This is a genomic window from Sporosarcina sp. (genome assembly GCF_029257255.1).
Taxonomy (GTDB): domain Bacteria; phylum Bacillota; class Bacilli; order Bacillales_A; family Planococcaceae; genus Sporosarcina.
The window spans coordinates 1-21,927 of sequence record NZ_JARICI010000018.1 but is presented as its reverse complement, the minus strand read 5'-3'; the positions used below and the strand labels follow the sequence as shown (position 1 = coordinate 21,927).

General features: G+C 44.0%; 19 protein-coding genes and 1 riboswitch. Of the genes, 6 read left to right on the top strand and 13 right to left on the bottom strand.

Annotated elements, in window-relative coordinates:
* Nucleotides 1-40 precede the first annotated feature (40 nt).
* The 4 genes from Q1J64_RS04400 to Q1J64_RS04385 form a co-directional block, all read right to left on the bottom strand.
* Nucleotides 41-1,033 carry an ABC transporter permease gene (locus Q1J64_RS04400; protein ID WP_301107928.1) on the bottom strand — a complete coding sequence of 331 codons (993 nt, stop codon included), beginning with the start codon at nucleotides 1,031-1,033 and terminating at the stop codon, nucleotides 41-43.
* Nucleotides 1,034-1,057: 24 nt separating this feature from the next.
* The gene (locus Q1J64_RS04395) at nucleotides 1,058-2,557 is read right to left on the bottom strand and encodes a sugar ABC transporter ATP-binding protein (RefSeq protein ID WP_301107869.1); all 1,500 of its coding nucleotides are present in this window, start codon (nucleotides 2,555-2,557) and stop codon (nucleotides 1,058-1,060) included.
* Between the two features lie 127 nt (nucleotides 2,558-2,684).
* A complete protein-coding gene (locus Q1J64_RS04390; protein ID WP_301107868.1) occupies nucleotides 2,685-3,464 on the bottom strand; it encodes a DeoR/GlpR family DNA-binding transcription regulator in 780 nt (259 codons plus the stop codon).
* Nucleotides 3,449-3,904, bottom strand: coding sequence for an RbsD/FucU family protein (locus Q1J64_RS04385; RefSeq protein ID WP_301107867.1), 456 nt, complete (start codon nucleotides 3,902-3,904; stop codon nucleotides 3,449-3,451). Before Q1J64_RS04385 ends, Q1J64_RS04390 begins: the two co-directional genes overlap by 16 nt.
* A gap of 306 nt (nucleotides 3,905-4,210) precedes the next feature.
* Here Q1J64_RS04385 and Q1J64_RS04380 point away from each other — a divergent pair, with 306 nt between their 5' ends.
* The 5 genes from Q1J64_RS04380 to Q1J64_RS04360 all read left to right on the top strand — a co-directional run bounded on the left by Q1J64_RS04380 (nucleotide 4,211) and on the right by Q1J64_RS04360 (nucleotide 9,882).
* Nucleotides 4,211-5,854 carry an ATP-binding protein gene (locus Q1J64_RS04380; protein ID WP_301107866.1) on the top strand — a complete coding sequence of 548 codons (1,644 nt, stop codon included), beginning with the start codon at nucleotides 4,211-4,213 and terminating at the stop codon, nucleotides 5,852-5,854.
* 12 nt (nucleotides 5,855-5,866) lie between these two features.
* The gene (locus tag Q1J64_RS04375) at nucleotides 5,867-6,568 is read left to right on the top strand and encodes a response regulator (protein ID WP_301107865.1); all 702 of its coding nucleotides are present in this window, start codon (nucleotides 5,867-5,869) and stop codon (nucleotides 6,566-6,568) included.
* A 188-nt stretch (nucleotides 6,569-6,756) separates the two neighbouring features.
* The gene (locus Q1J64_RS04370) at nucleotides 6,757-8,079 is read left to right on the top strand and encodes a CitMHS family transporter (protein ID WP_301107864.1); all 1,323 of its coding nucleotides are present in this window, start codon (nucleotides 6,757-6,759) and stop codon (nucleotides 8,077-8,079) included.
* A 61-nt stretch (nucleotides 8,080-8,140) separates the two neighbouring features.
* Nucleotides 8,141-8,239: riboswitch (TPP riboswitch) on the top strand.
* A 56-nt stretch (nucleotides 8,240-8,295) separates the two neighbouring features.
* Nucleotides 8,296-9,060: a 3-oxoacyl-ACP reductase gene (locus Q1J64_RS04365; RefSeq protein WP_301107863.1), complete on the top strand. Its 765-nt coding sequence runs from the start codon at nucleotides 8,296-8,298 to the stop codon at nucleotides 9,058-9,060.
* 537 nt (nucleotides 9,061-9,597) lie between these two features.
* Nucleotides 9,598-9,882: a hypothetical protein gene (locus Q1J64_RS04360; protein WP_301107862.1), complete on the top strand. Its 285-nt coding sequence runs from the start codon at nucleotides 9,598-9,600 to the stop codon at nucleotides 9,880-9,882.
* Between the two features lie 65 nt (nucleotides 9,883-9,947).
* On the opposite strand, the gene Q1J64_RS04355 is transcribed toward Q1J64_RS04360, so the two are convergent.
* The 4 genes from Q1J64_RS04355 to Q1J64_RS04340 form a co-directional block, all read right to left on the bottom strand.
* Nucleotides 9,948-11,618 carry an acyl-CoA dehydrogenase family protein gene (locus Q1J64_RS04355; protein WP_301107861.1) on the bottom strand — a complete coding sequence of 557 codons (1,671 nt, stop codon included), beginning with the start codon at nucleotides 11,616-11,618 and terminating at the stop codon, nucleotides 9,948-9,950.
* Complete coding sequence (locus Q1J64_RS04350) at nucleotides 11,615-13,120, bottom strand: class I adenylate-forming enzyme family protein (RefSeq protein ID WP_301107860.1); 1,506 nt, start codon at nucleotides 13,118-13,120, stop codon at nucleotides 11,615-11,617. The genes Q1J64_RS04355 and Q1J64_RS04350 overlap by 4 nt, the downstream gene beginning before the upstream one ends.
* A 4-nt stretch (nucleotides 13,121-13,124) precedes the next feature.
* On the bottom strand, nucleotides 13,125-13,502 hold the full coding sequence (locus Q1J64_RS04345; protein WP_301107859.1) for a MerR family transcriptional regulator: 378 nt from the start codon (nucleotides 13,500-13,502) through the stop codon (nucleotides 13,125-13,127).
* 116 nt (nucleotides 13,503-13,618) lie between these two features.
* Nucleotides 13,619-14,056: an SRPBCC family protein gene (locus tag Q1J64_RS04340; protein WP_301107858.1), complete on the bottom strand. Its 438-nt coding sequence runs from the start codon at nucleotides 14,054-14,056 to the stop codon at nucleotides 13,619-13,621.
* A gap of 301 nt (nucleotides 14,057-14,357) precedes the next feature.
* Here Q1J64_RS04340 and Q1J64_RS04335 point away from each other — a divergent pair, with 301 nt between their 5' ends.
* Nucleotides 14,358-16,043, top strand: coding sequence for a methyl-accepting chemotaxis protein (locus tag Q1J64_RS04335; RefSeq protein WP_301107857.1), 1,686 nt, complete (start codon nucleotides 14,358-14,360; stop codon nucleotides 16,041-16,043).
* A gap of 283 nt (nucleotides 16,044-16,326) precedes the next feature.
* On the opposite strand, the gene Q1J64_RS04330 is transcribed toward Q1J64_RS04335, so the two are convergent.
* The 5 genes from Q1J64_RS04330 to Q1J64_RS04310 form a co-directional block, all read right to left on the bottom strand.
* On the bottom strand, nucleotides 16,327-17,268 hold the full coding sequence (locus Q1J64_RS04330) for a carbohydrate kinase family protein (protein ID WP_301107856.1): 942 nt from the start codon (nucleotides 17,266-17,268) through the stop codon (nucleotides 16,327-16,329).
* 201 nt (nucleotides 17,269-17,469) lie between these two features.
* Nucleotides 17,470-19,119 carry a long-chain-fatty-acid--CoA ligase gene (locus Q1J64_RS04325; protein ID WP_301107855.1) on the bottom strand — a complete coding sequence of 550 codons (1,650 nt, stop codon included), beginning with the start codon at nucleotides 19,117-19,119 and terminating at the stop codon, nucleotides 17,470-17,472.
* Between the two features lie 12 nt (nucleotides 19,120-19,131).
* On the bottom strand, nucleotides 19,132-19,884 hold the full coding sequence (locus Q1J64_RS04320) for a 2-phosphosulfolactate phosphatase (protein ID WP_301107854.1): 753 nt from the start codon (nucleotides 19,882-19,884) through the stop codon (nucleotides 19,132-19,134).
* Nucleotides 19,885-19,895: 11 nt separating this feature from the next.
* On the bottom strand, nucleotides 19,896-20,954 hold the full coding sequence (locus Q1J64_RS04315) for a phosphotransferase family protein (RefSeq protein WP_301107853.1): 1,059 nt from the start codon (nucleotides 20,952-20,954) through the stop codon (nucleotides 19,896-19,898).
* A 62-nt stretch (nucleotides 20,955-21,016) separates the two neighbouring features.
* A complete protein-coding gene (locus Q1J64_RS04310; RefSeq protein ID WP_301107852.1) occupies nucleotides 21,017-21,583 on the bottom strand; it encodes a TetR/AcrR family transcriptional regulator in 567 nt (188 codons plus the stop codon).
* Nucleotides 21,584-21,927 lie beyond the last annotated feature (344 nt).

Below are 21,927 nucleotides of genomic sequence, written 5' to 3'. Positions count from 1 at the left end.
CACTTTATAATCAGTCTGATTTCAGACATCCTACCATCCATTAGGCTTTCTTACGTAACGTATCTGCATAGACTGCGAGAATGATAACCAAACCAACAACCACAGTCTGCCATTCTTGTGGTATAGACATAATCCGCAGACCATTTGTTAAAACACTCATAATTAAAGCACCGATCACGGTTCCGACGATTGTACCTTTACCACCGCTTAGTGAAGTACCCCCTATGACAACAGCAGCTATCGCCTCCAATTCATAGCCTTGACCTAGTGCCGGCTGCGCTGAATTTAAACGAGCTGCCATCAACACACCCGCTACGCCTGTAAAAGCTCCTGCAAGTGTATAAATAGACATCTTCCAGAAATTCACGTTCACACCAGATAATCTTGTCGCTTCCTCATTACTGCCGATTGCAAAGTTGTATCTTCCAAGAATTGTTTTACTTAAAATAACGCCGCCGATAATCGCCATTATGAAAAAGATTAGAATAGCGTTCGGAACTTCAATAACAGGAGTAATAGAACCTAAAGAAATCTTTGTGAAACTAGGATGATCATTAAAGTAAATGGGGGCTGCACTTGAAATTACCAGCGCCAAACCTTTTGCAATCATCATCATAGCCAGCGTCGCTATAAACGGCGGAATATTTAATTTCGCAATCGCAAACCCGCTTAACAGACCACATAATGCACCCGTTAAAACACCACCGACAATACCCACCCAAATTGGCATACCGCCATCTACGACGATTACACCGATCATGACAGATGACAAAGTCATGACCGTTCCAACAGATAAATCAATACCTCCCGTAATGATGACAAATGTTGCACCTAACGCTAAAATCCCAATGACCGCAGTAGAAAGCAGAATCCCTATGATGTTGCTGTATTGAAGGAAACTTCCTGAAGCAATTGAGAAGAAAATAACTAAGGCAATCAAACTGGCAAACGCCAAAACTTGCTGAATTGCTCCCGATGGAATTCTATATCTGCCTGACTTCTTATTCTTTTCTTCGTTTATAACTGTATCTATACTCAAACCATCTCACTCCATTCTTTATTTGGCAGCTGTGGCAAACTCCATAATCTTTTCTTGAGTAGCTTCCGCAGATGATAGTTCGCCTGTTATTCTCCCTTCCGACATCACAATTACCCGGTGACTCATACGCAATACTTCAGGCAATTCGGACGAAATCATAATGACCGCCATCCCACTTTCAGCCAATTCATCTATCAACTTGTAAATTTCACCTTTCGCACCTACATCAATGCCCCGAGTAGGCTCATCAAAAATCAAAATATCACAATTCCGCAATAACCATTTTGCAATAACTACTTTCTGCTGATTGCCGCCCGAAAGAAATCGAATTTTCTGATGTACAGATGGAGTCTTGATTTTCAACTCTTTCACATACTTTTTTGCCACTTTCCCCATTTCTCTTTGACTCACTACTAATTTTCCTTTGGTAAAGTTTTTGATAGTGGCTAAGGCCATATTGGTTTTAACATCCATATCCACCAATAAACCTAAATGTTTGCGATCTTCAGACACATAACCTATTCCCATTTCCACTGCTTCTTTCGGAGACTTAATCTTTACTTCCTTACCATTCAAATAAATGGAACCGCTTTCAATTTTATCAGCACCAAAAATCGCTCTGGCTACTTCCGTACGTCCTGCACCCATTAATCCGGAAAACCCTAAAATTTCACCTTTTTTCAACTCAAATGAAACATTTCTCAAGTGATCTTTGGTCGAAACATTTTCTAATCTAAGAATTGTTTCATGATTTTCGTTGATTGAGGTTGGTTTCGATTCTATGTATACTTGTCTACCAACCATCAATTGTATAACTTTACTCATCTCAGTATCTTTCGTTTCTAACGTATCAATGTAAGTTCCATCCCGCATCACTGTGATTCGATCCGTAATTCTCTTAAGTTCATCCATTCTATGAGATATATAAATTACACCTACACCATCGTTGCGCAAACTCTCAACTGTCACAAACAACGAATCGATCTCTGTTTCAGTTAGCGCTGTTGTAGGCTCATCCATAATGATAATTTTAGAATTAAAAGAAAGGGCTTTCGCGATTTCCACCATTTGCTGCTTAGCAATCGTTAAATCTGCCACTTTCGTGTGTGGATCTAATTCTATATTCAACCTTCGGAATAAGTCGGCTGTTTTTTTATTTAGCTCTCTATCTTTTAAAAAGAAGTTAAAAGCACTTCTAGGTTCCCGCCCGATGAAAATATTTTCAGCGACTGTCAAGTCTCTCATTAAGTTCAGTTCTTGGTGAATGATAGAGATACCTAACTCTTGCGCTTGATTAATATTTTCAATGTTTACCTCTTTTCCTTCCAATAAAATTTTCCCCTCGTCTTTAGAATAGATCCCATTCAATATCTTCATCATAGTAGACTTGCCAGCCCCATTTTCACCAACCAAAGCAAGAACTTCGCCATGCCGTAATTCTAAATCTACATTTGATAGCGCTTTCACTCCAGGGAATGATTTAGATATGTTTCTCATAGAAAGCAAAACAGGCACCATGCACTCACTCCTAAACAGAATTTTCTTTCTTCTTTGGTAATGTTTGTTTTTCTTTGTTGTTGTTGATTATAGATGATAAATATTGTAAACGCAATACGAATTTTAACAATTCTAAAAAGAAGCTCTTTTAATGAGCTTCTTTTGCTAACCGGGGTAATAAGATTTCAGTTCCTTGGTCTTTCAAAAAACCTAGCTTATCAAGCTCTGTCTTTGAATCTACAATGATTGTGTTAATACAAGCGCAACTTGATATTCTAGCAAATGCTTTTTTCCCCAACTTCGAATGATCAAGTAATAAAATTCTCTTAGTTGCACGTTCAATTATTTTTTGTTTCACCAATGCCTGTAATTCATTCCCGTCACTTATTCCCCAATCTTCATCTAAGCCTTTGCAGGAGAAAAATAATTTATCTACATAATAAGAATCCAGTGTATTTAGCGCCACTTGCCCTACATAAGACATGGATCTGGCAGATAGGTTACCACCTGTTGAAATGACTTGGATCTTTGAATGTCCAGATAATACAACGCAAATTTGAATAGAATTTGTCAAAACAGTTAGCCGCATATCAGGAATTAAACGTGCTAAATAAAGAGCGGATGAGCTTGCATCAAGGAAAATAATATCTCCCTCTTCTATTAATTTAATTGCCTCTCTTGCCACGATGATTTTTTCTTCTTTATTAATCACTTCCCTCTGAAAATGAGGTACATCATCTTCTTCTTGTTTCGCACTTATTGCACCGCCATGTGTGCGATACAATTTACCTTGTCCTTCCAAGCGCTCTAAATCTCTTCTGATCGTTTCATCTGTCACACCAAGCAATTGACTAAGCTCTGTAACCCGAATAGTGCCTCGTTCATCTACCATTTCTTTAATTTTATGATGTCTTACTCCTGCCAACATAACGATTCATCTCCTATTCTAATTACACCTTTTCGTAGCATAATATTTGCGTACAATGCTTGCTCGCTCGTTGCAATAATTGCATAGGCTTTCTTAGCTTTTTCATAGAATGCAAAGCGTTCTAATTTCAAAATTGAAATGTGATCATTATCTGTTCGTTGTAAGATTTCTTTATAGTCGTTCCATATAATTGGAGTCTCTTCATTTTCTTTTGGTTTCATCAACATAACGCCACCTTCCTCATAATCATCCAACTCTAATAGAAAAAGGATACTTTGCAGAATCTCAGGTGCGTTTTGTCCATCTAAACGCAGTATGTTAGCTGTATGTGAAGCTGATGGAAAGTTACCATCAGCTATTAATATTTCATCTCCATGGCCCATTTCCATTAATACCTTGAGTATTTCAGGAGATAAATTGTTGGGAATATTTTTGAGCATGTGGTTTCTCCTTTGCTTTTCTTTATTTCATTCTAACAAACTTTCTGAAAAAGAAAACTTGTTTTTTATTTTGGTCGGAATTCCCCCTCTATTACAATAAGAATAAGTGTACGGTACCTATAAGGAATTCATGACTTACATATAAAATCACGGGGGTTCCAATTAGTATTGTCGAAGGAAATTGGTGTTATCAAAGTGCTAGAGAATTTCTGTTAACACTCGTTGTCATGCCTGCTTATTTTCCCCTGACTGAACAACGCACATGGTATGCTAAACCTATCGCTACTTACGGGGAGATGTCCGCTCATGATCCGCATTAATAAACAAGACTTGCATATTCATCATATAAAACCAAAATCCTTCATTAACTTACATATGAAAATGGTGGGGTTGATCGGAGCACTCGTTGTAACGATCACTTTACTGATCGGCGGATTCATGAGTTTTTTCGTTACGGATACGCTGGAAACACAGATTGGTGAGAGGGCGCTGAGCGTAGCAACTAGCGTGGCATTGATTCCAGAGGTTATTGATGCTTTCAATTCGGACGACCCTTCCTCCATTATCCAGCCAGTTGTACAAAAAATACAGGACCAGACAGATGCAGAGTTTATTGTCATAGGTAACCGTGAAGAAGTTCGTTATGCCCATCCGAATCCCGACCGCATCGGTGAGAAGATGGTGGGAGAGGATAATGAACGCGCACTTACTTTCGGCGAATCGTACACTTCTAAATCTACAGGGACCCTTGGCAGTTCCTTGCGTGCAAAAGTTCCGATTTATTCAGACGGAGAGATTGTCGGTGTTGTATCTGTCGGCTTTTTAGCAGAGTCGATTAATTCAGTTATATGGGATTACAGTAAAGAAATATGGCTTGTTCTACTTGGAATTAGTACCGCTGCCATCATCGGTGCTGTATTCATTGCAAACTATATTAAAAAGACTTTATACGGCCTTGAACCCGAGGAAATCTCCCATTTATTATTCCAAAATGAAACGATTCTCCATTCTATTCACGAAGGGATTGTCGCAATTAATAAAGAAGGACAGATCACGATGATTAACTCTGCCGCTTTGAAATTGTTGACAGACGATGATTTTCAGGCGGATAAATGGATTGGCAAATCGATTCAAGAGAGCTTCCCCACTTCTGATTTGCCGTACGTGCTGGAAACCGAGTTGGCTCTCTTTGATCAGGAAAAGATTCTTGGCACACACCGCGTGTACGTAAACAGCGTGCCCATCTTCTACGAAAATAACATATGGGGTGCAGTTGCGACTTTCCGAAATAAAACAGAAATCGAGAATCTGACAAAAAAACTGACGCATATCCAGCAATACGCCGATGCTCTTCGTTCTCAGACTCATGAGTTCTCCAACAAGCTTTATACGATCATGGGGTTGACCCGCTTGGGAAAAAAAGAAGAAGTTTTAGATTTTATTCAGGATGAAATGAATATTCAGCAGGAATGGATGGATGCATTGCTAGATGAAATTGAAGATCCTTATGTCAGCGGTTTGCTTGTCGGGAAATTAAACCAAGCGAGTGAAATACAGATCCACGTGACGATTCAGCCTGGCAGCCGCCTGCATTCACCTTTATCCGACCGTAATAGGCAGGCTCTGTTGACTGCTGTCGGAAATCTATTGGATAATGCGTTTGACGCAGTTTATGATGAAAAAGCAATTTCCCGGGAAATATCTGTCTTTTTTACGGATATTGGACAAGATTTGCTATTTGAAATAGACGATGCTGGACCTGGTATTGCAAGCTCGTTGCTGGACGATATTTTCAGAAAAGGTACTTCGACAAAAACAGGAATTGGCAGAGGCTTCGGCCTTGCACTGACGAAACAAGCAGTCGATGCAGTAAACGGCCAGCTGTCTATTGAACCGAGTGAACTTGGGGGCACCTGTTTTGTCGTGTCGATACCAAAAAATAATGAATAGAGGATGGTAGATATGGTACAGACAATAGGAGTATTGATTGTGGAAGATGATTTTCGTGTGGCGCAAATAAATCGGAAACTTATTGAAGAAATCACCGGCTTTCACATCCTTGCAGAAATGAAAACAGCAGAAGATACCATGGCTTTTTTACAGCAGACAGAGCAACTCCCTGAGCTAATTTTATTGGATGTATACATACCGGACAGCCCCGGACTTGAACTATTTTGGCGCATTCGGCATGACTTCCCAGCTATCGACATCATATTCGTGACTGCGGCAAAAGAGACGCTAACTGTAGAGGAAGCTTTACATGGAGGTGTTGTCGATTATTTACTTAAACCTGTAGACTTTGACCGCTTTCACAAAACATTTACACGCTATCGGGCACGCAAAATCTTACTGTCTTCAAAAGACGAAGTTAATCAGGAGGATTTGGACCGTCTGTTATATGGAATAGATCTAAGTCCTTCTTCCACCGCTACGTCGGAAGGCCTGCCAAAAGGAATTGATCAGTTAACACTGGAACGAATTGAAGAAGTTCTGACAAGCAGTTCAGCAGACGGCATGAACGCAATTGATGTCGGACAGGCTGCCGGGGTCAGCCGTTCCACCGCCAGACGCTATTTAGAATATCTGGTATCTGCGGATAAAGCGAAAGCACAGCTTCATTACGGCGATGTCGGAAGACCTGAGCGAACCTATTTGAAAATCTGACTACTCCAGCCGTGAGCAGAATGAACAAAATGCATAGAATAAACTCTATTGGACTTATCATCATAAGCTTTTTAGCACCTTTCCCCCATGTTACAGTATGAACAACTTAAGAAGGACTTATTGGATTGTTTCATTTGTATCCGCTTACATCCTTCTTTTCAAACTTATTCTTATAAGGGGGAAAAGCTATGTTAAGTATTATTGGTTTATTAACCATCTTTATTATTGTCGCTTTGCTGATCAGCGGTCGGATTACACCGATTGTTGGATTAGTTATTGTGCCGATCTTCGGTGCCTTCTTTGCCGGGTTTAACTTCAAAGAAATTGGGGAGTTCTTCGGAAGCGGGATCGACTCGGTCATCAGTGTCGTTATTATGTTCATTTTCGCTATTCTGTTTTTCGGAATCATGCAAGATGCCGGCGTTTTCGACCCTCTCATTAATACAATGATTCGTATTTCACGGGGAAATGTTGTTGCTGTTGCAATGGCAACTGTCGTTATTGCAGCAATTGCGCAGCTGGACGGTTCAGGTGCCTCGACGTTTTTAATTACGATTCCTGCATTATTACCTCTTTATAAACGTCTAAAGATGAGTCCTTATCTGCTTTTGCTGCTCGTAGGAACATCTGCAAGTATTGTCAATATGGTACCTTGGGGCGGTCCACTTGGCCGTGCAGCAGCAGTTCTCGGTATGGATGTCACAGAGCTATGGCGCCCATTGATTAAGATCCAGGTCATTGGTTTAGTGCTTCTGGTTGCGGTCGCATTCATTCTCGGTATGCGTGAGAACCGTCGTATTGCAAAGCGGGCAGCCGATGGAATGGAAGAAGAAGTTATAGAAGAGGAAGCAGTTGTAGAAGATGAATCTGCCAAAACTGTTAATTCGCTGCAGCGTCCTAAAATGCTTTGGCTAAACGTGATCATCGCAATAAGTGTCATAGGACTGCTCGTTTGGGGAGAAGTTCCGGCCGGCTTTATCTTCATGGTAGGATTCAGTATTGCACTGCCATTGAACTATCGCTCTGTGACTGAGCAGATGGAGCGGATCAAAGCGCACGCACCGAATGCGTTGCTGATGGCTGCAATCATCTTGGCTGCAGGTTCATTCTTGGGAATCTTGAACGGCGCGAACATGCTGGATTCCATCGCTACCGATCTAGTAAAAGTTCTTCCGGCATTCATCGTTCCCTACTTACACATCATCATCGGATTCTTCGGTGTACCATTCGATTTATTGCTGAGTACAGACGCTTATTACTTTGCTCTATTGCCAATCGTCGAACAAGTTGTTTCCGGATTCGGCATACCGTCGATCTCCGCTGCCTATGCGCTGATCGTCGGAAACATCATTGGAACATTCGTCAGCCCGTTCTCTCCTGCACTTTGGCTTGCACTTGGTCTGGCAGGTCTTGAGATGGGGAAACATATTCGCTACTCTTTCCTGATCATGTGGGGATTCAGTATCGTATTATTCCTAATCACTATGGCTCTAGGTGTTATCACATTTTAAGAGAGTTTCATCTAAACACAGAATATTACCATTATGCTATACTTACTAGACACATATATAACAAGATCACTAGGGGTGCCAATTGGCTGAGAGGAATTTATTCCGACCCTTTGAACCTGATTCGGTTAACACCGGCGTAGGGAAGTGGCGCTCTTAAAAGGCCGCTGACTCTCAGTGGTCTTTTTTGTGATGATAGGTAAAAGGGAGCTGTATTCATTGGAATTAAAAGATCAAGTTATACTGGTAACAGGAGCAAGCAGAGGATTAGGGGCGGCAACAGCAAAAGCATTCGGCGAAGCAGGAGCCAAAGTAGTTGTGAACTACTTCCAAAGCGAAGAGAAAGCGCAGGAAGTCGTCAATGAAATTGGAGCAGACCGTGCGATTGCACTGAAAGCGGATGTGCGCAATCCGGAAGAACTGCAGAAATTGGTGGAAGATGCTAAGAATTATTTCGGTCAGCCTATTACAACAGTCGTCAACAACGCGCTTATCGACTTTTCATTCAACGGAGATGACCGTGAAAAGCTAGATACAATTGACTGGCAGGATTACCTGAAGCAGCTCGAAGGCTCTGTCGGCGCGACATTACATACGCTGCAGGCAGTTAGAGAAGGAATGAAGGTTCAGAAATTCGGACGAATCATCAACATCGGAACGAATCTCGTACAAAATCCGGTAGTTCCCTATCACGACTACAACACAAGCAAAGCGGCACTTCTCGGCATGACACGCAGCATGGCAAAAGAACTCGGATCTGACGGCATCACAGTCAACATGGTATCGGGCGGCCTCTTATTGAAAACAGATGCAAGCGCTGCAACACCCGACGCAGTTTTCGACATCATCAAAGCCAGCACACCGATCGACCGCGTCGTGACACCGGAAGAAGTAGCAGACGTAGTCGTATTCTTCGCTTCCCCTGCAAGCCGCGCGATTACAGGTCAGAACCTGGTTGTTGATGGCGGATTGGTGATGGATTAATAGATTAGCAAGGTATTGCTCAGCTATTCGAAGAGTCATGTTTTCTAGACTCTTCGAATAGCTTTTTTGTTTATCGGAACTTCTCTGATAATATTTTCGGGCAATGGTGCGGCAGCCGGCCGGTTTGGTGCGTTCGAACAGTGGTTTGGTGCGGGGCAAAGCAGAAAATGTGCGGCAGTCCTTGTTTTTGGTTCGCAGTCGGAGTAGTTTGGTTCAGGAAACTGCTGTTTTGGCGCGCTGAGCGTAAGATACTCTTACCATTTTCTTAGTACATGCCATGTGCCGAAAAACCGCCGCCGTTTTCATTCGAATTTCCGGCTGATGCTCATTGCTGCTCCGCAAACGCTCATAAATCCCGCGAGCGTGATCATGACAATATGCCAAGTGATCATAGCCTCTTCAGATATGATCCATACGCCCCGTCAAATGATCATGAAATCGCCGTAAGTGCTCATAACCGGCAATTTACCTACCAAAACGGCACAGCTCCCCTTCAAATATCAACATAAGCTAGGAAAGAAGGAGGTGCATACTTTTATGTCATCTAGAAAATTCAGACCTTGCAGCGGCTGTGATTCTCCACGTATTCCTGAGCGAGAATCGAAATGTTACGAAGAACTGCATTTGGTCCATATCATCACTGATTTCGTGATGGGCACGCCTGTAGTACTCACGCTAATTAATTCGAAAGACACAAAACTAACCGGCTATTATTTGGATTTCAACCGAAGTACCCGTACCGTTCATTTCCAGCCCTTCGGAGATACCACCGTGAAGGAATTCTCTCTATCAGAAATCTGTACGATCAAATATCAAACCTAACGCTCTTCATTCAGACCAGCATAAAGGAAAGACAGCCAGGCATAAAACTGCCCCGCTGTCTTTCTTTACATTATATCTTCAAAGTACTCTACAGTCTTCATTCGATCACCTGAATGCCGTAGATTCCACGTATCTTCCATAAAAACATCCGCCAACTTCTCATACTTTTCACCATATTTATCTGCCCACTCAAGCGTCACAACACTTTCATAGAGATCGGACATACGCTTCATCCACTTCTTTGCTTCGAATGTCTGCAGTGCATGATCATATCCGGAAAATGCTGTGAGACCCTCGTTTTGATTAGCGAGCTCCGCTTCGAGCACCCGCTTTAATTGACTATCAACCAAGCCCGAAATTCGCAATTTCATTTCATCAATAAACAATTCATGCGCGTTGAATTTGGAAACGAGACGGATCAGCTCCAGCGCTAAAATATTTGCTGTCCCCTCCCAAACTGTCAACACCTGCGCATCCCGCAGCAGACGCGGAGTGACAAAGTCTTCGATAAAGCCGTTGCCGCCATGCATCTCGATCGCTTCATGTGAAAAATGAATCGCCTGCTCAGCCGTTTCTTTCTTAATCAGCGCAATGAAAAGCCGGTTCAACACTTGCTCCCGTTCACTCGCCTTGCCATCCGTGACATTTTCATATAGCTTAATGAAATCGAACACCGTTACCGTTTCGGCATGCAACTTCGCACGCAGCTTACCTAGCGAATCACGTACCATCGGATAATCCGTCAGTGGCTGGCCGAATGCATTTCTGCGGCTGGCATACGTATCTGACTCCAATAGAGCTCTGCGCATAATTCCGAGTGACGCGACGGCATTACAAATACGCGATAAATTCAATGCCTCCAGCATATAGGCAAGTCCTCTCGTCGGATCTCCCACAATATACGCGACCGCCCCTTCGAACTCCACCTCGCCCGACGGCACAGCCCGTACACCAAGTTTATCTTTCAGGCGGCGTACACGGAGATTGTTTAGCTCTCCCTCTTCGTTCCGCCAAGGAACCGCAAACAATGTCAGCCCCCTCGAACCTTCCTGTGCCCCTTCTTTTCGCGCCAATACCATCGCAACGCCTGCCATGCCGGCATTTGAAGCAAAATACTTTTCTCCATACAATCGGTACTCGCCGTCTTCCTCTACTGCCCGCACAATGTTCGCACCGACATCAGATCCACCCTGACGCTCTGTCAAAAACGTGGCACCTTCGAATAAAGGAACATCACCCGTTGCGCAAACATGCGGCAGGAAGCGTTTTTTCACTTCATCATCAGCAAAATGATCAAGCAGATAAGCCGTCGCCATCGTCAGTGTGACCGGACAGTAAAATCCAGGCTCCGCATGCGACAACAAATACCCTTGCGCAAAGCTATAGGTGTAATTCCCCTTATGACCTAGCTCAGGAATTTCTTTATGGACGTAGCCGACTATTCCCGTGTCATACGATTGCTGAACCGTTTGCTTATAACCTTCATTGACCCATACTTCCGAAACTTCTTCACCGAATTTATTATAGCGAAGCAAACGCGGCTCGCCTTCTCGGTCGGTATGCGCTGCACGCTGATCAATTTCATTGGCACATGCCCTTCCGAACTCGTCAAGTTCCCGCAGTGCGTAATCGAGAAACGGCCCCTGCAGCCGCTCCCGTAAAATGAGTTCGAGCGTTTCATCCCCTATGAAAAAATTTTCCGCTTCATAATGATCGGTTTTCTGTAAAACTTTCATTGTACAAATTCTCCTTCCCGCAACGGCTGTTTAAGGATTTTACCGGAAGCATTTCGCGGCAGTGCTTCTACCTGCTCATAGATTCTCGGAATTTTGAATGAAGCTAAGTTCTCCTTTAAATAGGCTTGGAGATCGCCGACATCAATCGCACCCGACGCCGCATAGACTGCTTTCACCGTTTCACCCCACTCCGCATGTGGTACACCAACAACCGCCACTTCGGTCATTCCCGGGAATTGTACAATCGTTTCTTCGATTTCCTGCGGATAAATATTGACACCCCCGGATAAAATCACGTCCTTCTTACGTCCGACAATCCAATAAAATCCGTCTTCATCTTCCATCGCCATATCGCCGGTACGCAGCCAGCCGTCGTAATAGGAGTTTTTCGTCGCTTCTTCATTTTTATAATAGCCAAGCATATTCCCTTCACCGAGCAGCACAATTTCACCGACTTCTCCCGCTGCAACATCACTTCCGTTTTCATCAACGATGCGCAGTTCCGTGTGCAAAGGTGCACGCCGTCCAATACTGCCCGCTTTCGTATCATGTTCATCCGCCATCAATAATGAACCGCTCGGACCTGCTTCCGTCAGTCCATACACACAAACCAAATTATCGGTACGGAACGCCGCTTTCACCTTTTTCACTTCTTCAGCAGACAGCGGTGCTCCGCCGTAGACCCACCATTTCATTGAAGAAAGGTCGGCTTGTTGCAGCTTCGGATTTCCTGCAGAAAGCAGATAGGCAACCGGTGCTCCGAAGAAGTGTGTTGTCTTCTCTTTCTCGACTGTATCAATGAACAAGTCTGGTGTGAACATCGGTGTCAGCACAAGCGTTGCACCCATGTACACCCCGGCCATCATGAACAAATGAAGCGGTGCCGAGTGGCTGAGCGGCATCATCAGTAAAATGCGGCTTTCCGGTTTCATTTCCATTTCCACCGAAATCATCGAAGCAACCGTTAAAATATTGCGGTAGCTGAAGAGTACGCCTTTAGGGCTTCCAGTCGTTCCTGATGTATATAAAATGGTCGATTCATCATCTTCTTTTAACTCACATTCAATAGCAGTCTGATCGCCTTGCTCCAGTAACTCATGGAAATCCAGCCAGCCGTCAGCCGCTCCACCCGTCTTAATCCGCAATGAAGGCGCTTTCATTTCACTTGCTGCTTCAAATACTAATTCATGCGCGATCAGCACCTCGGCATCGGCATGCTCCAAAATAAATTCTAGTTCTTTGGCAGTCAGTTTCACATTGATCGGAACAACAATTGCACCGATACGCTGCGCCGCAAAATACGCGATGACAAACTCTGCAACGTTTGGTAAGAATAACGCGACTTTCGCTCCCGCTTTGACACCCTGATTTCGAAGCGCATGGCCGAATTGATTCACCTGTTGATCGAGCTCTTTATACGTCATTCTTTTCCCCATACTGACAACCGCCTCAGTATTTGGATACTTGCGTGCGTTGCGCGACAATAACTTTGAACTATTCATCTATTCATTCTCCCTTCGAATTTACAAGCTTATGTTGGAACATTTTGTGCAGCTGCTGCATTTCAGACTTCATTTCCTGCAGCTCCCGAATTTTCATTTCAATTTCTTCAATCCGCCGTTCACCATATTCAATCGTCCGCTCCAGCTGTTTTCGTCCCGTGCGATCCTTATCGAATAGCAACACCATTTCCTTAATCTCATCCAATGAAAAACCATACTTCTTGCCGCGTACAATTAATTTTATTTTGGCCAGTTCCGATGAAGTGTAGAGTCTTTGATTGCCTTCTGTACGAGTAGGTGACAATAAACCAATTTCCTCATAATAGCGGATGGTCCTCGTCGACACATCAAACAGCTCCGCGGTCTCCCGAATCGTCTTCACCTCGCATTCCCCTTTCTTCTATTTTTATAATGATAGCATTTACGTTAACGTAAAGGGCAAGCTGATATAAAAAAAAGAACCTCTCCATTATGGAAAAGTCCTGGTATTCATCTTTATTATTGCGCTGCCTTACTGCCAATCGATCTTGTCAATTCCTCAACCGTCTGTGGCACATAGTTTTTCATCATTGTATTAATCATAGAGCCCATCATACCTTTGCCTTTTATATCAAGATAGCCTGTGAGATCAGTTGTTTGATCAGCTGCCTCATACAATTCAAAGTAGCCATTGCCGTCTAAACTTTCATTCAGGCCTTCTAAATTAAAACTAATCTTCGAGGCTTCCGTTTTCTCCATTACATCAACTCGCAGTACGATATTCTTTTGCATCATTCCTAAATCAGCGCGGAACTTCCATGTAAATTGATCATCGCTCAGTACTTCGTGCTCAATGTATCCAGGAATAAGCGGCGCCCAGTTATTAATATCTTGCAAAAACGTCCAAACATTTTCTTTCGGCTTTGAAATATGTTCTTTCTGCGTACCGTTAGGCATCTAAATTCCCCCAGTTTCTTCTATTATCATGTGTTCATTATACTACCATAGAAACACCTTTCATACAAATTATTCTGAATAAATAGACACCAGACTTTTTCATTTGAAATGATTCTCAAACTTTGTATGCCTTTTCTATTAATTTTCTAAAAACACTGCCGATATATAGATAGATTGTGTCATACTTTAGTCTATATAAGAGAACATTTTTTTGTTAATTAAGAATTGATTACCTCTAAATCAGTAGATTATAGTAAAATATAATTATAAATAGGTTATTAGTCATGAAAGGGGTTATCTTATGACCATAGGGAAAAAGATTTTTGGAGGATTTGGTGTCATGCTTGCTGTCTTGCTGATGTTTGCTTTCTTCAGTATTTCACAGTTGGCGAAGGTTACACAGGACTATGAAGGCATGCTGGACACACAAGTAGATCGTGCAAATACAGCAAATAACATTTTGAAGGAAATGGCCATGCAAGGTCTTTATATCCGCGCTTATATGAGCGAGCGTTCGGATATAACGTTAGAATCACTGCGCGAACACCAGCAGACACTGAAAGATGAAGTCAACCATCTATCTGATGTCGTACAGTCAGCACAGATGAAAGAACTCGTACAGCAAACAAACGATAACATTGCGATATTTGATGCGAATGCCGATAAAATCGTTGCTGCTGTGCAAGCAAAAAATTATGATTTAGCTGAAAAAATAATGGTGGAAGAAACGAGTCAAGCAAGTGTCGGCATTGAATCGGCTGCTGCAGAAATAGCCGCTTATCAGAACGAAGAACTCGATAAAAAACGTTCCGAAGCACAAGCAGATGCTGCTAAGTCCAAAAGCTCGTTAGTGAGTTCCATTATTACCGATACCATTCTAGCTATGTTAATTGCCTATTTCATTTATCGGACAATCTCAAGACCGATCAGACGTCTATCTGCTGCTTCCGCGGTCTTGGCGAGCGGTGATTTAACACAGGAAGATGTCCATGTGAAAGCGAAAGACGAACTTCGTGACCTGGCGAATTCCTTCAATACGATGAAACATAATCTGCGGAATGTCATTAGTACAATCAATGACAACGCACTGCACGTTACTGCCTCCGCAGAAGAATTATCCGCAAGTACGCAGGAAGTGACGAAAGCATCGCAGGAAGTGAGCCGTAATATGGATATGATTTCATCCGGTGCGCAAACCTCTGCTGCTTCCGCAAAAGAAAGTTCATTGGCAATGGAAGAGACGGCAATCGGTGTACAACGGATCGCAGAATCTGCGTTGCGTCTGAATACAAGCGCAGATGAAACAGAAAAACTGGCGGGCGACAGCGAACAGTCCGTACAGCTGGCGAAAGATCAGATGAGCATCATTTACGATTCTTCTCATCTGACAAGCGAATTGATTCAGCGTCTCAGCAAGCAAACGATCGAAATTGAAAATATTACAAAAGTTATCACAGAAATTACAGAGCAGACGAACCTTCTCGCTCTCAACGCCGCCATTGAAGCAGCCAGAGCAGGTGAACAAGGTAAAGGCTTTGCCGTCGTGGCCAATGAAGTACGAAACCTCGCAGAGCAGTCCAAAAACTCAGCGACCCAGATTGTCAAACTTACTGCCGATATTCAGACTGATACAAAAAATGTCGAAGCTTCTGTTGCAGATAGTTTGAAAAATGCCGAGCAAGGCGTGCAAGTCATTGAAGACGCCGGCAAAGCTTTCTCAACTATCGTTACAGCTATACAGGCAATGGGCGGTCAGATTGAAGATATTTCTGCCGCTACGGAGGAAATTTCGGCGAGTGCTGAAGAAGTATCTGCTTCCGTTCAAGAAATCGCTTGCCAAGCGGATGAAGCGTCTGCACAAACTGAGCAGAACTCCGGCGCTGTACAGGAGCAAATGGCTACGATTGAAGAAATTGATACAGTAGCCCGCGATCTCAGCGATCAAGCTATGAGGCTGCAGCACGTTATCCAGGAATTCAAGATATAACAGCATAAAGGACCATTCAACAAGTCATGTCTATCTGACTTTTGGATGGTCCTTTTTTTACATCAGCCACTTGTTGCGAGAATGTGTGGCAGATGGTGGTTTGTGCTCGATGTTTTGCACAGCAGATAACATTTTACCGAAAAACCGCAGTGTATGATCATTCAACCACGCTAAACGCTCATACACCCCCGCTGAGCGCTCATAGAAACATCAAACTCGATCATAGCAGCTCTTCGCGCGCTCATACCCAAATGAAGCCCGATCATACATCCCCGCCAGACGCTCATAGCCCGCCCAATTCATTCGCATGCGGCATCGCAGACAAAGCGCCCGGCTTGAGCGCACAGAGCGCACCCATTTGATTGCCGAACGAGATTATTTCAAGCCACTCATCCGTAGTCTCCGGTTTGCCGTTCATTTGAATTTCCCGCAACACGCCAGCGATGAACGCATCTCCTGCTCCCGTTGTGTCGACAGGTTCAATCGCCTTGACGCCGACATGCTGTTGCACACCGTCAATAATCGCCAGTGTGCCATGCGCCCCCAGCGTCAGCATGACAACCGGCACCCCGTAAGCCGCTAATTTAGCAAGGCCGACTTCCACTTCCTCCGTCTCCATCAAGAAACATAGCTCTTCCTCAGTCAGCTTTAGTAAATCCGTCTGCTCAATAAAAGGTAAGATCGTCTGCCGGCAGATTTCTTCACTTTCCCAGCGCAGCGGTCGTATATTCGGGTCGAATGAAAGCAACACATTTGCTGACTTCGCAAGCTCGACTGCACGCTTCGTCGTCTCTAAAGCAGTCGGCTGAAACATCGTGCCTGAGCAGATATGCAGAATCGAAGCATCAAGAAAAGCTGTTTCCTGCAAATCACTCGGCTCAACTTGTAAATCAGGCGTATCGTCGACATATTTCGCAAACACCCGGTCATGATCCGATGTCAAATGCACATACACCCCGTTCACTTTCTTATCGGACGAATGAACCGCATAAGTCAGATCGACGCCTTCCCGCTTCAATTCTTCAAAAGAAACCCGCGAACCTTCATCGTCTCCACTAATTGTAATGAGTGATGACTTTGCTCCAAGCCGTGAAACGCCTGCCGCCACATTCACTGTCGCGCCTCCAAGGAAAGTCGCGAATTCTGTATTCGTTTCATCTGTTGCAATATAATCTACAAAAACATCTCCATAGATCAGCACATGCTTCTCTGTTGGCTGTTTCATTCGAAAAGCCTCCCGTTACGTTTCTTTCTATCCTATCATTCTCTGGGGTTGAGTAAAAGTGGCGGTTTGGCGCGGCTACCACCGGCTTTGGTTCGCTCATGAAGCTTTTTCGTGCGACGCCCCCACTCCCGATCCATTTTCATTAGAAAAAGCTGATCTGAAAGACATGACATCTCTCAAATCAGCTTCATTCTCCGCATTTCAGCCATCCTGCAGCTGACGCCACAAGATCTTCCCGCTGCTTGTCGTTGGGAAACTGTCGCGGAATTCGACAATCCTTGGATACTTATAACTCGCCATCTGATCCTTCGACCATTCGATAATCTCGTCACCAGTCACTTTTCCTTTATACTCTTCATTCAAAATAAGTAGAGCTTTGACCGTCTCGCCGCGCACTTCATCTGGATGCCGTACAACACAAGCCTGTTGAATAGCAGGGTGCTTATAGAGAATCGACTCCACTTCTGTCGGCCACACTTTATAGCCCGCCGCATTGATCATCCGCTTGACGCGGTCCACGATAAAGAAGTAGCCTTCGTCATCCATGCGCACGATGTCACCTGTACGGAAAAACTCCTTACCGTCAATCACAAGCTGACTCGCTTTCGTCTCTTCTTCCTGATTATAGTAGCCTTTGAACATCTGCGGCGCGTTGACGACCAGCTCTCCTTCTTCCTCTACTCCTAGTTCCACGCCGGTTGCTGGATCAATAATGCGCACATCCACGCCGAACGCCGGAATGCCCAGACACTGCAGTTTCGGCCGATTCGGAGGATTAAAATGGGTATGTGACATCGTTTCAGATAAGCCGTACCCTTCGACATAATCAAGCCCCGTCCACTGACGTAGCTTTTCACCAACAGCAACGGGCAACGTGGCTCCCCCTCCTCCAACAACATCCAATGAAGAAATATCATAATCCGCAAGCTTCGGATTCGCCAGGAAATCAATCAGCATCGTACTAATATTGATCCAGTGACTGACTTTGAAATGTTCGATTGCTTTGATCGCATAATCACGGTCCCACCGAGTGAGAATAACCATTTTACTCCCTGCCAGGATAGGATTCAGCGCGCTGTGCGTCAATCCAGTCACATGAAATAAAGGCAGACTCGTCAGCGCCACAGTATCCGGACTCATTGTCATCCAGTGATAAGAACCTGTCGTATTCGCCTGAACAGTGCGGTTTGTATGAATGCATCCCTTCGGCGCGCCTGTCGTCCCGGATGTATAAGGAATCATTGCCATATCGTCACTTGCACCTGTGTAGGCGGAAGGCGTTTGATCAGCATTCAATGCTTTTGACCAAGAAACCGTTTTCGGCAGTTCCATTGCCGGCGTCTTCACTTCTTCAGGAATCACACCAAGAGCTTTCCCTTCATCAATACAGTCTGAATAGGCTGCAGCAATCACTGTTTTGAGTGTCGTTGTGCCGATCAGCGGCGCCAGTTTCGAATACAATTCCTGTCCCACAAATGCCATGTTAATTTCGCCGTCCTCCAGGAAAAACTGCAGATCTTCCGTCGTGCTCATCGGATTGATCGCGACAGCAACCGCACGGACTCGCAGGATCGCAAATAAACTGACGAGAAATTGCGGGGAGTTCTGCATAAGCAACAATACTCGATCGCCTTTTTTCACTTGGCATTCCTGCTCGAGATAGCCAGCCATTTTTTCAGTTTCATTCAGCAATTCACTGTATGTTGCCGATCCGCCGTAAAATTCATATGCGGTTTTATTCGGATATTTCTTCGCGGTAATCGCTAAATTATCATAGAGTGTCGTTTCAGGTACTGTCAGTGTTTTCGCAATCCGTGGCGGCCAAAACTCAAAATGAGCTGTATGTTTCATTCACTTCACTCCTCACGCTTTATATATGCTTACATTTTTATCACAGATTATTTGATTTCCTGATAGAGAAGGGGCTGTTTCCAGCTGATTCTTCTGACTAACGAAATAGAGGTCTTCACTTAAATCAAGATCCAGCAGAGATACACCGACTTTTGAGCCGGCCAATAAAATTTCACTGCGGTCTGCCTGACTCTCGTAAAACAACTTTGCACTGAGCGCACTATCGGTTAATTCTACCGACTCCTCTCCTACCTGCCGTATCAGCTCGGTCAGGAAGTAGCCTGCGCCATAGAAATCTTCCAGGCTGAATTGATTTGCTGATCCCGCACAAACAAGTAAAATCGTCTTGTCTTCATATTCCGCATATACTTTGCGAGCAACTGCCGGACTGTTGAGCAATGAAGCAATCCAGACTTTGCGGGCAGCCGCGGCTTTTCGAATGGCCACCGTACCGTTTGTCGTCGAGAGAATCAGTGTTTTATTCGCAACTTCCTGTTTAATTAATAGAGGCAGCGGATATGAAAAGTCATCAATCGGCAGACCGTTCCATTCACCCGCCACACAAATTTCTTCAGCTGGCCAATTCTTCGCCATCTCGCATGCTTCGTCTTCATCTGCCGTTGGAATCACTGCACGCGCTCCGAATGAAAGGCAGGCCGATATTGTGGAAGTAGCCAATAATATATCGAAGACCACGACTGTTTTGGAAGCATCTAGCTTTGTCTCGTCCAGCTCTTCTTTCTTGAATAGCAAGTGAATTTTCATCCTGTCACTCCTTACTTTCTCGAACTCATCAAGGCATACTGAATCAGATTCTCTACAAAAATATTGAAATGAGCAAAGCGCTGATCCTGCGTCTGCCCTTTTTTATAACGGTAATAAATCTGCTGACAAATGACCGCTAGTTTAAAGTAAGCAAACGTCAAATAATAATCAATTGAACTGACATCACGTCCGCTTTTTTCTGCATACAGCTTAATGAACTCATCTCTTGTGAAGAACCCGTCCATCACCGTCACAGGCGGTTTGCCGAGACCTTTTTTCAAGATTTCTGGATCATCCGCCTGAATCCAGTAGCTCATCGCTGCACCAACGTCCGCCAAGGGATCTCCGACCGTCGTCATTTCCCAATCAAACAGCCCCGTCACTTCCGAAAAGTCTTCTGAGAACATCGCGTTGTTCAATTTATAATCATAATGAATAATTGTTGGTTCCGCTGACTCCGGCACATGATTTTTCAAGTAATCGGTCAGTTCATCCACACCTTTTACTTCATCTGTTTTCGACCGTTCGTAGCGTCCGATCCAGCCAGCAACCTGCCGTTCCATAAAGCCTTCAGGTTTCACCATGTCCACAAGCTTTGTTTTCTTATAATCTACTTGATGCAGGCTCACAAGCTGCTCAACCAGCAACTCTGAAATCTTACGCCCAAGCTCCGGCGTATAGGTAATTTCTTCGGGAAACTCCGTATCCAGCACGATACCGTTCCGGCGCTCCATAATAAAAAATGGACTTCCGACAATTTCTTCATCATCAGAATACACATAGGATTTTGGAGCCGGTTTGAAATACGGATGCAAGCTCGATAAAATATGATATTCTCTTTCCATATCATGCGCTTTCGGTGCGACTGGCCCAAGCGGTGGTCTGCGCAATACCGCTTCCCACTCATTGATTTGCAGCGAATAGGTCAGATTAGAATGTCCTGCACTGAATTGGCGGATTTGCAGTTCTCCTTCAGGGGCTTCTGGAATGTACTCTCGAATAAACTTCTGCAGTTTTTCTTTATCGAGTTCTTCTCCAGTTCTTACTGTAATTGTCGTTGCATCTTTCATGCTAAATCCTCCTTTATACTAACCAGTAGGTATGTTGAACACAGACAAGCAGAACGATCAGCTTATCGTGGAACGATTCCTTCGAGCAACATACTGGAAAACAGTTCACTTAATTCATTAGCGGATATTTCACCCATCGGATTAAACCAGTTATAACTGTAGTTTACGATGCCTAATACGCCAAACGCAGCAATATCCGCACGCAGGTCTTTGCGGAATTCACCGGTTGCTATGCCGTCTGTAATAAGCTGTTCGATATGCAGACGGAACAGATCGCGCTGTTTCTCGATTGATTTGACGTTTTCTTCGATCAGATGGCGCATTTCCCGGAAAAACACACGTCCGCTCGGCCCTTTGTCCTGAATGTCATGGATGAGCAGTGAGATGATTCCTTCCAGTTTCTTGCGGTTTGACAGATTGCTTGATTCCAAAATAGTCTGTTGGCGATTGAGCAGATCCGAAATATAGTCGAGATGAATTTCCATTAGTAGTTGTTCTTTGCTGTTGAAGTAGTAATAGAATGTTCCTTTGGTTACGCCGAGTGCCTCGACTATGTCTTGGATTGAAGTTTCGCTGAATCCTTTTTCTTCAAACAATAAAATACTGGCTTTTGTAATTTTTTCTTTCATGATAAGTCCCCGATCCTCTTCGTGTTATTTATCCAATACTATATCACATTTTTAGCGGATCGAATCCTGCTTGTTGAAGTATTCTGAATGAATAAGTTAACAGTAAAAAATAGTATACTGATCATTTCCCATAGGCAGTTGCTTTCCGCTCCAGGCGGACGCGTTCTGGAGGGCCCGCGGTGAGCCAACTTGGTCGCTTCGCTCCCCTAAGTTGTCATCACCTGTCGGGCTGATCCTCCCAGAGCATTCCTGTTTGGTTAGTGGAGCCCTATTGAAATAGAAAAGTCCCCTTGGTATGATTCGGGGGTGTCAAGGCATCGACTACTTGACCCCTAATAATAACC

What these genes read in the sequence shown, in the direction of transcription:
- Q1J64_RS04395 (WP_301107869.1), bottom strand. Translation starts at nt 2,557, where the DNA reads ATGGTGCCTGTTTTGCTTTCTATGAGAAACATATCTAAATCATTCCCT.
- Q1J64_RS04390 (WP_301107868.1), bottom strand. Translation starts at nt 3,464, where the DNA reads ATGTTGGCAGGAGTAAGACATCATAAAATTAAAGAAATGGTAGATGAA.
- Q1J64_RS04385 (WP_301107867.1), bottom strand. Translation starts at nt 3,904, where the DNA reads ATGCTCAAAAATATTCCCAACAATTTATCTCCTGAAATACTCAAGGTA.
- Q1J64_RS04380 (WP_301107866.1), top strand. Translation starts at nt 4,211, where the DNA reads ATGATCCGCATTAATAAACAAGACTTGCATATTCATCATATAAAACCA.
- Q1J64_RS04375 (WP_301107865.1), top strand. Translation starts at nt 5,867, where the DNA reads ATGGTACAGACAATAGGAGTATTGATTGTGGAAGATGATTTTCGTGTG.
- Q1J64_RS04370 (WP_301107864.1), top strand. Translation starts at nt 6,757, where the DNA reads ATGTTAAGTATTATTGGTTTATTAACCATCTTTATTATTGTCGCTTTG.
- Q1J64_RS04360 (WP_301107862.1), top strand. Translation starts at nt 9,598, where the DNA reads ATGTCATCTAGAAAATTCAGACCTTGCAGCGGCTGTGATTCTCCACGT.
- Q1J64_RS04355 (WP_301107861.1), bottom strand. Translation starts at nt 11,618, where the DNA reads ATGAAAGTTTTACAGAAAACCGATCATTATGAAGCGGAAAATTTTTTC.
- Q1J64_RS04350 (WP_301107860.1), bottom strand. Translation starts at nt 13,120, where the DNA reads ATGAATAGTTCAAAGTTATTGTCGCGCAACGCACGCAAGTATCCAAAT.
- Q1J64_RS04340 (WP_301107858.1), bottom strand. Translation starts at nt 14,056, where the DNA reads ATGCCTAACGGTACGCAGAAAGAACATATTTCAAAGCCGAAAGAAAAT.
- Q1J64_RS04335 (WP_301107857.1), top strand. Translation starts at nt 14,358, where the DNA reads ATGACCATAGGGAAAAAGATTTTTGGAGGATTTGGTGTCATGCTTGCT.
- Q1J64_RS04330 (WP_301107856.1), bottom strand. Translation starts at nt 17,268, where the DNA reads ATGAAACAGCCAACAGAGAAGCATGTGCTGATCTATGGAGATGTTTTT.
- Q1J64_RS04325 (WP_301107855.1), bottom strand. Translation starts at nt 19,119, where the DNA reads ATGAAACATACAGCTCATTTTGAGTTTTGGCCGCCACGGATTGCGAAA.
- Q1J64_RS04320 (WP_301107854.1), bottom strand. Translation starts at nt 19,884, where the DNA reads ATGAAAATTCACTTGCTATTCAAGAAAGAAGAGCTGGACGAGACAAAG.
- Q1J64_RS04315 (WP_301107853.1), bottom strand. Translation starts at nt 20,954, where the DNA reads ATGAAAGATGCAACGACAATTACAGTAAGAACTGGAGAAGAACTCGAT.
- Q1J64_RS04310 (WP_301107852.1), bottom strand. Translation starts at nt 21,583, where the DNA reads ATGAAAGAAAAAATTACAAAAGCCAGTATTTTATTGTTTGAAGAAAAA.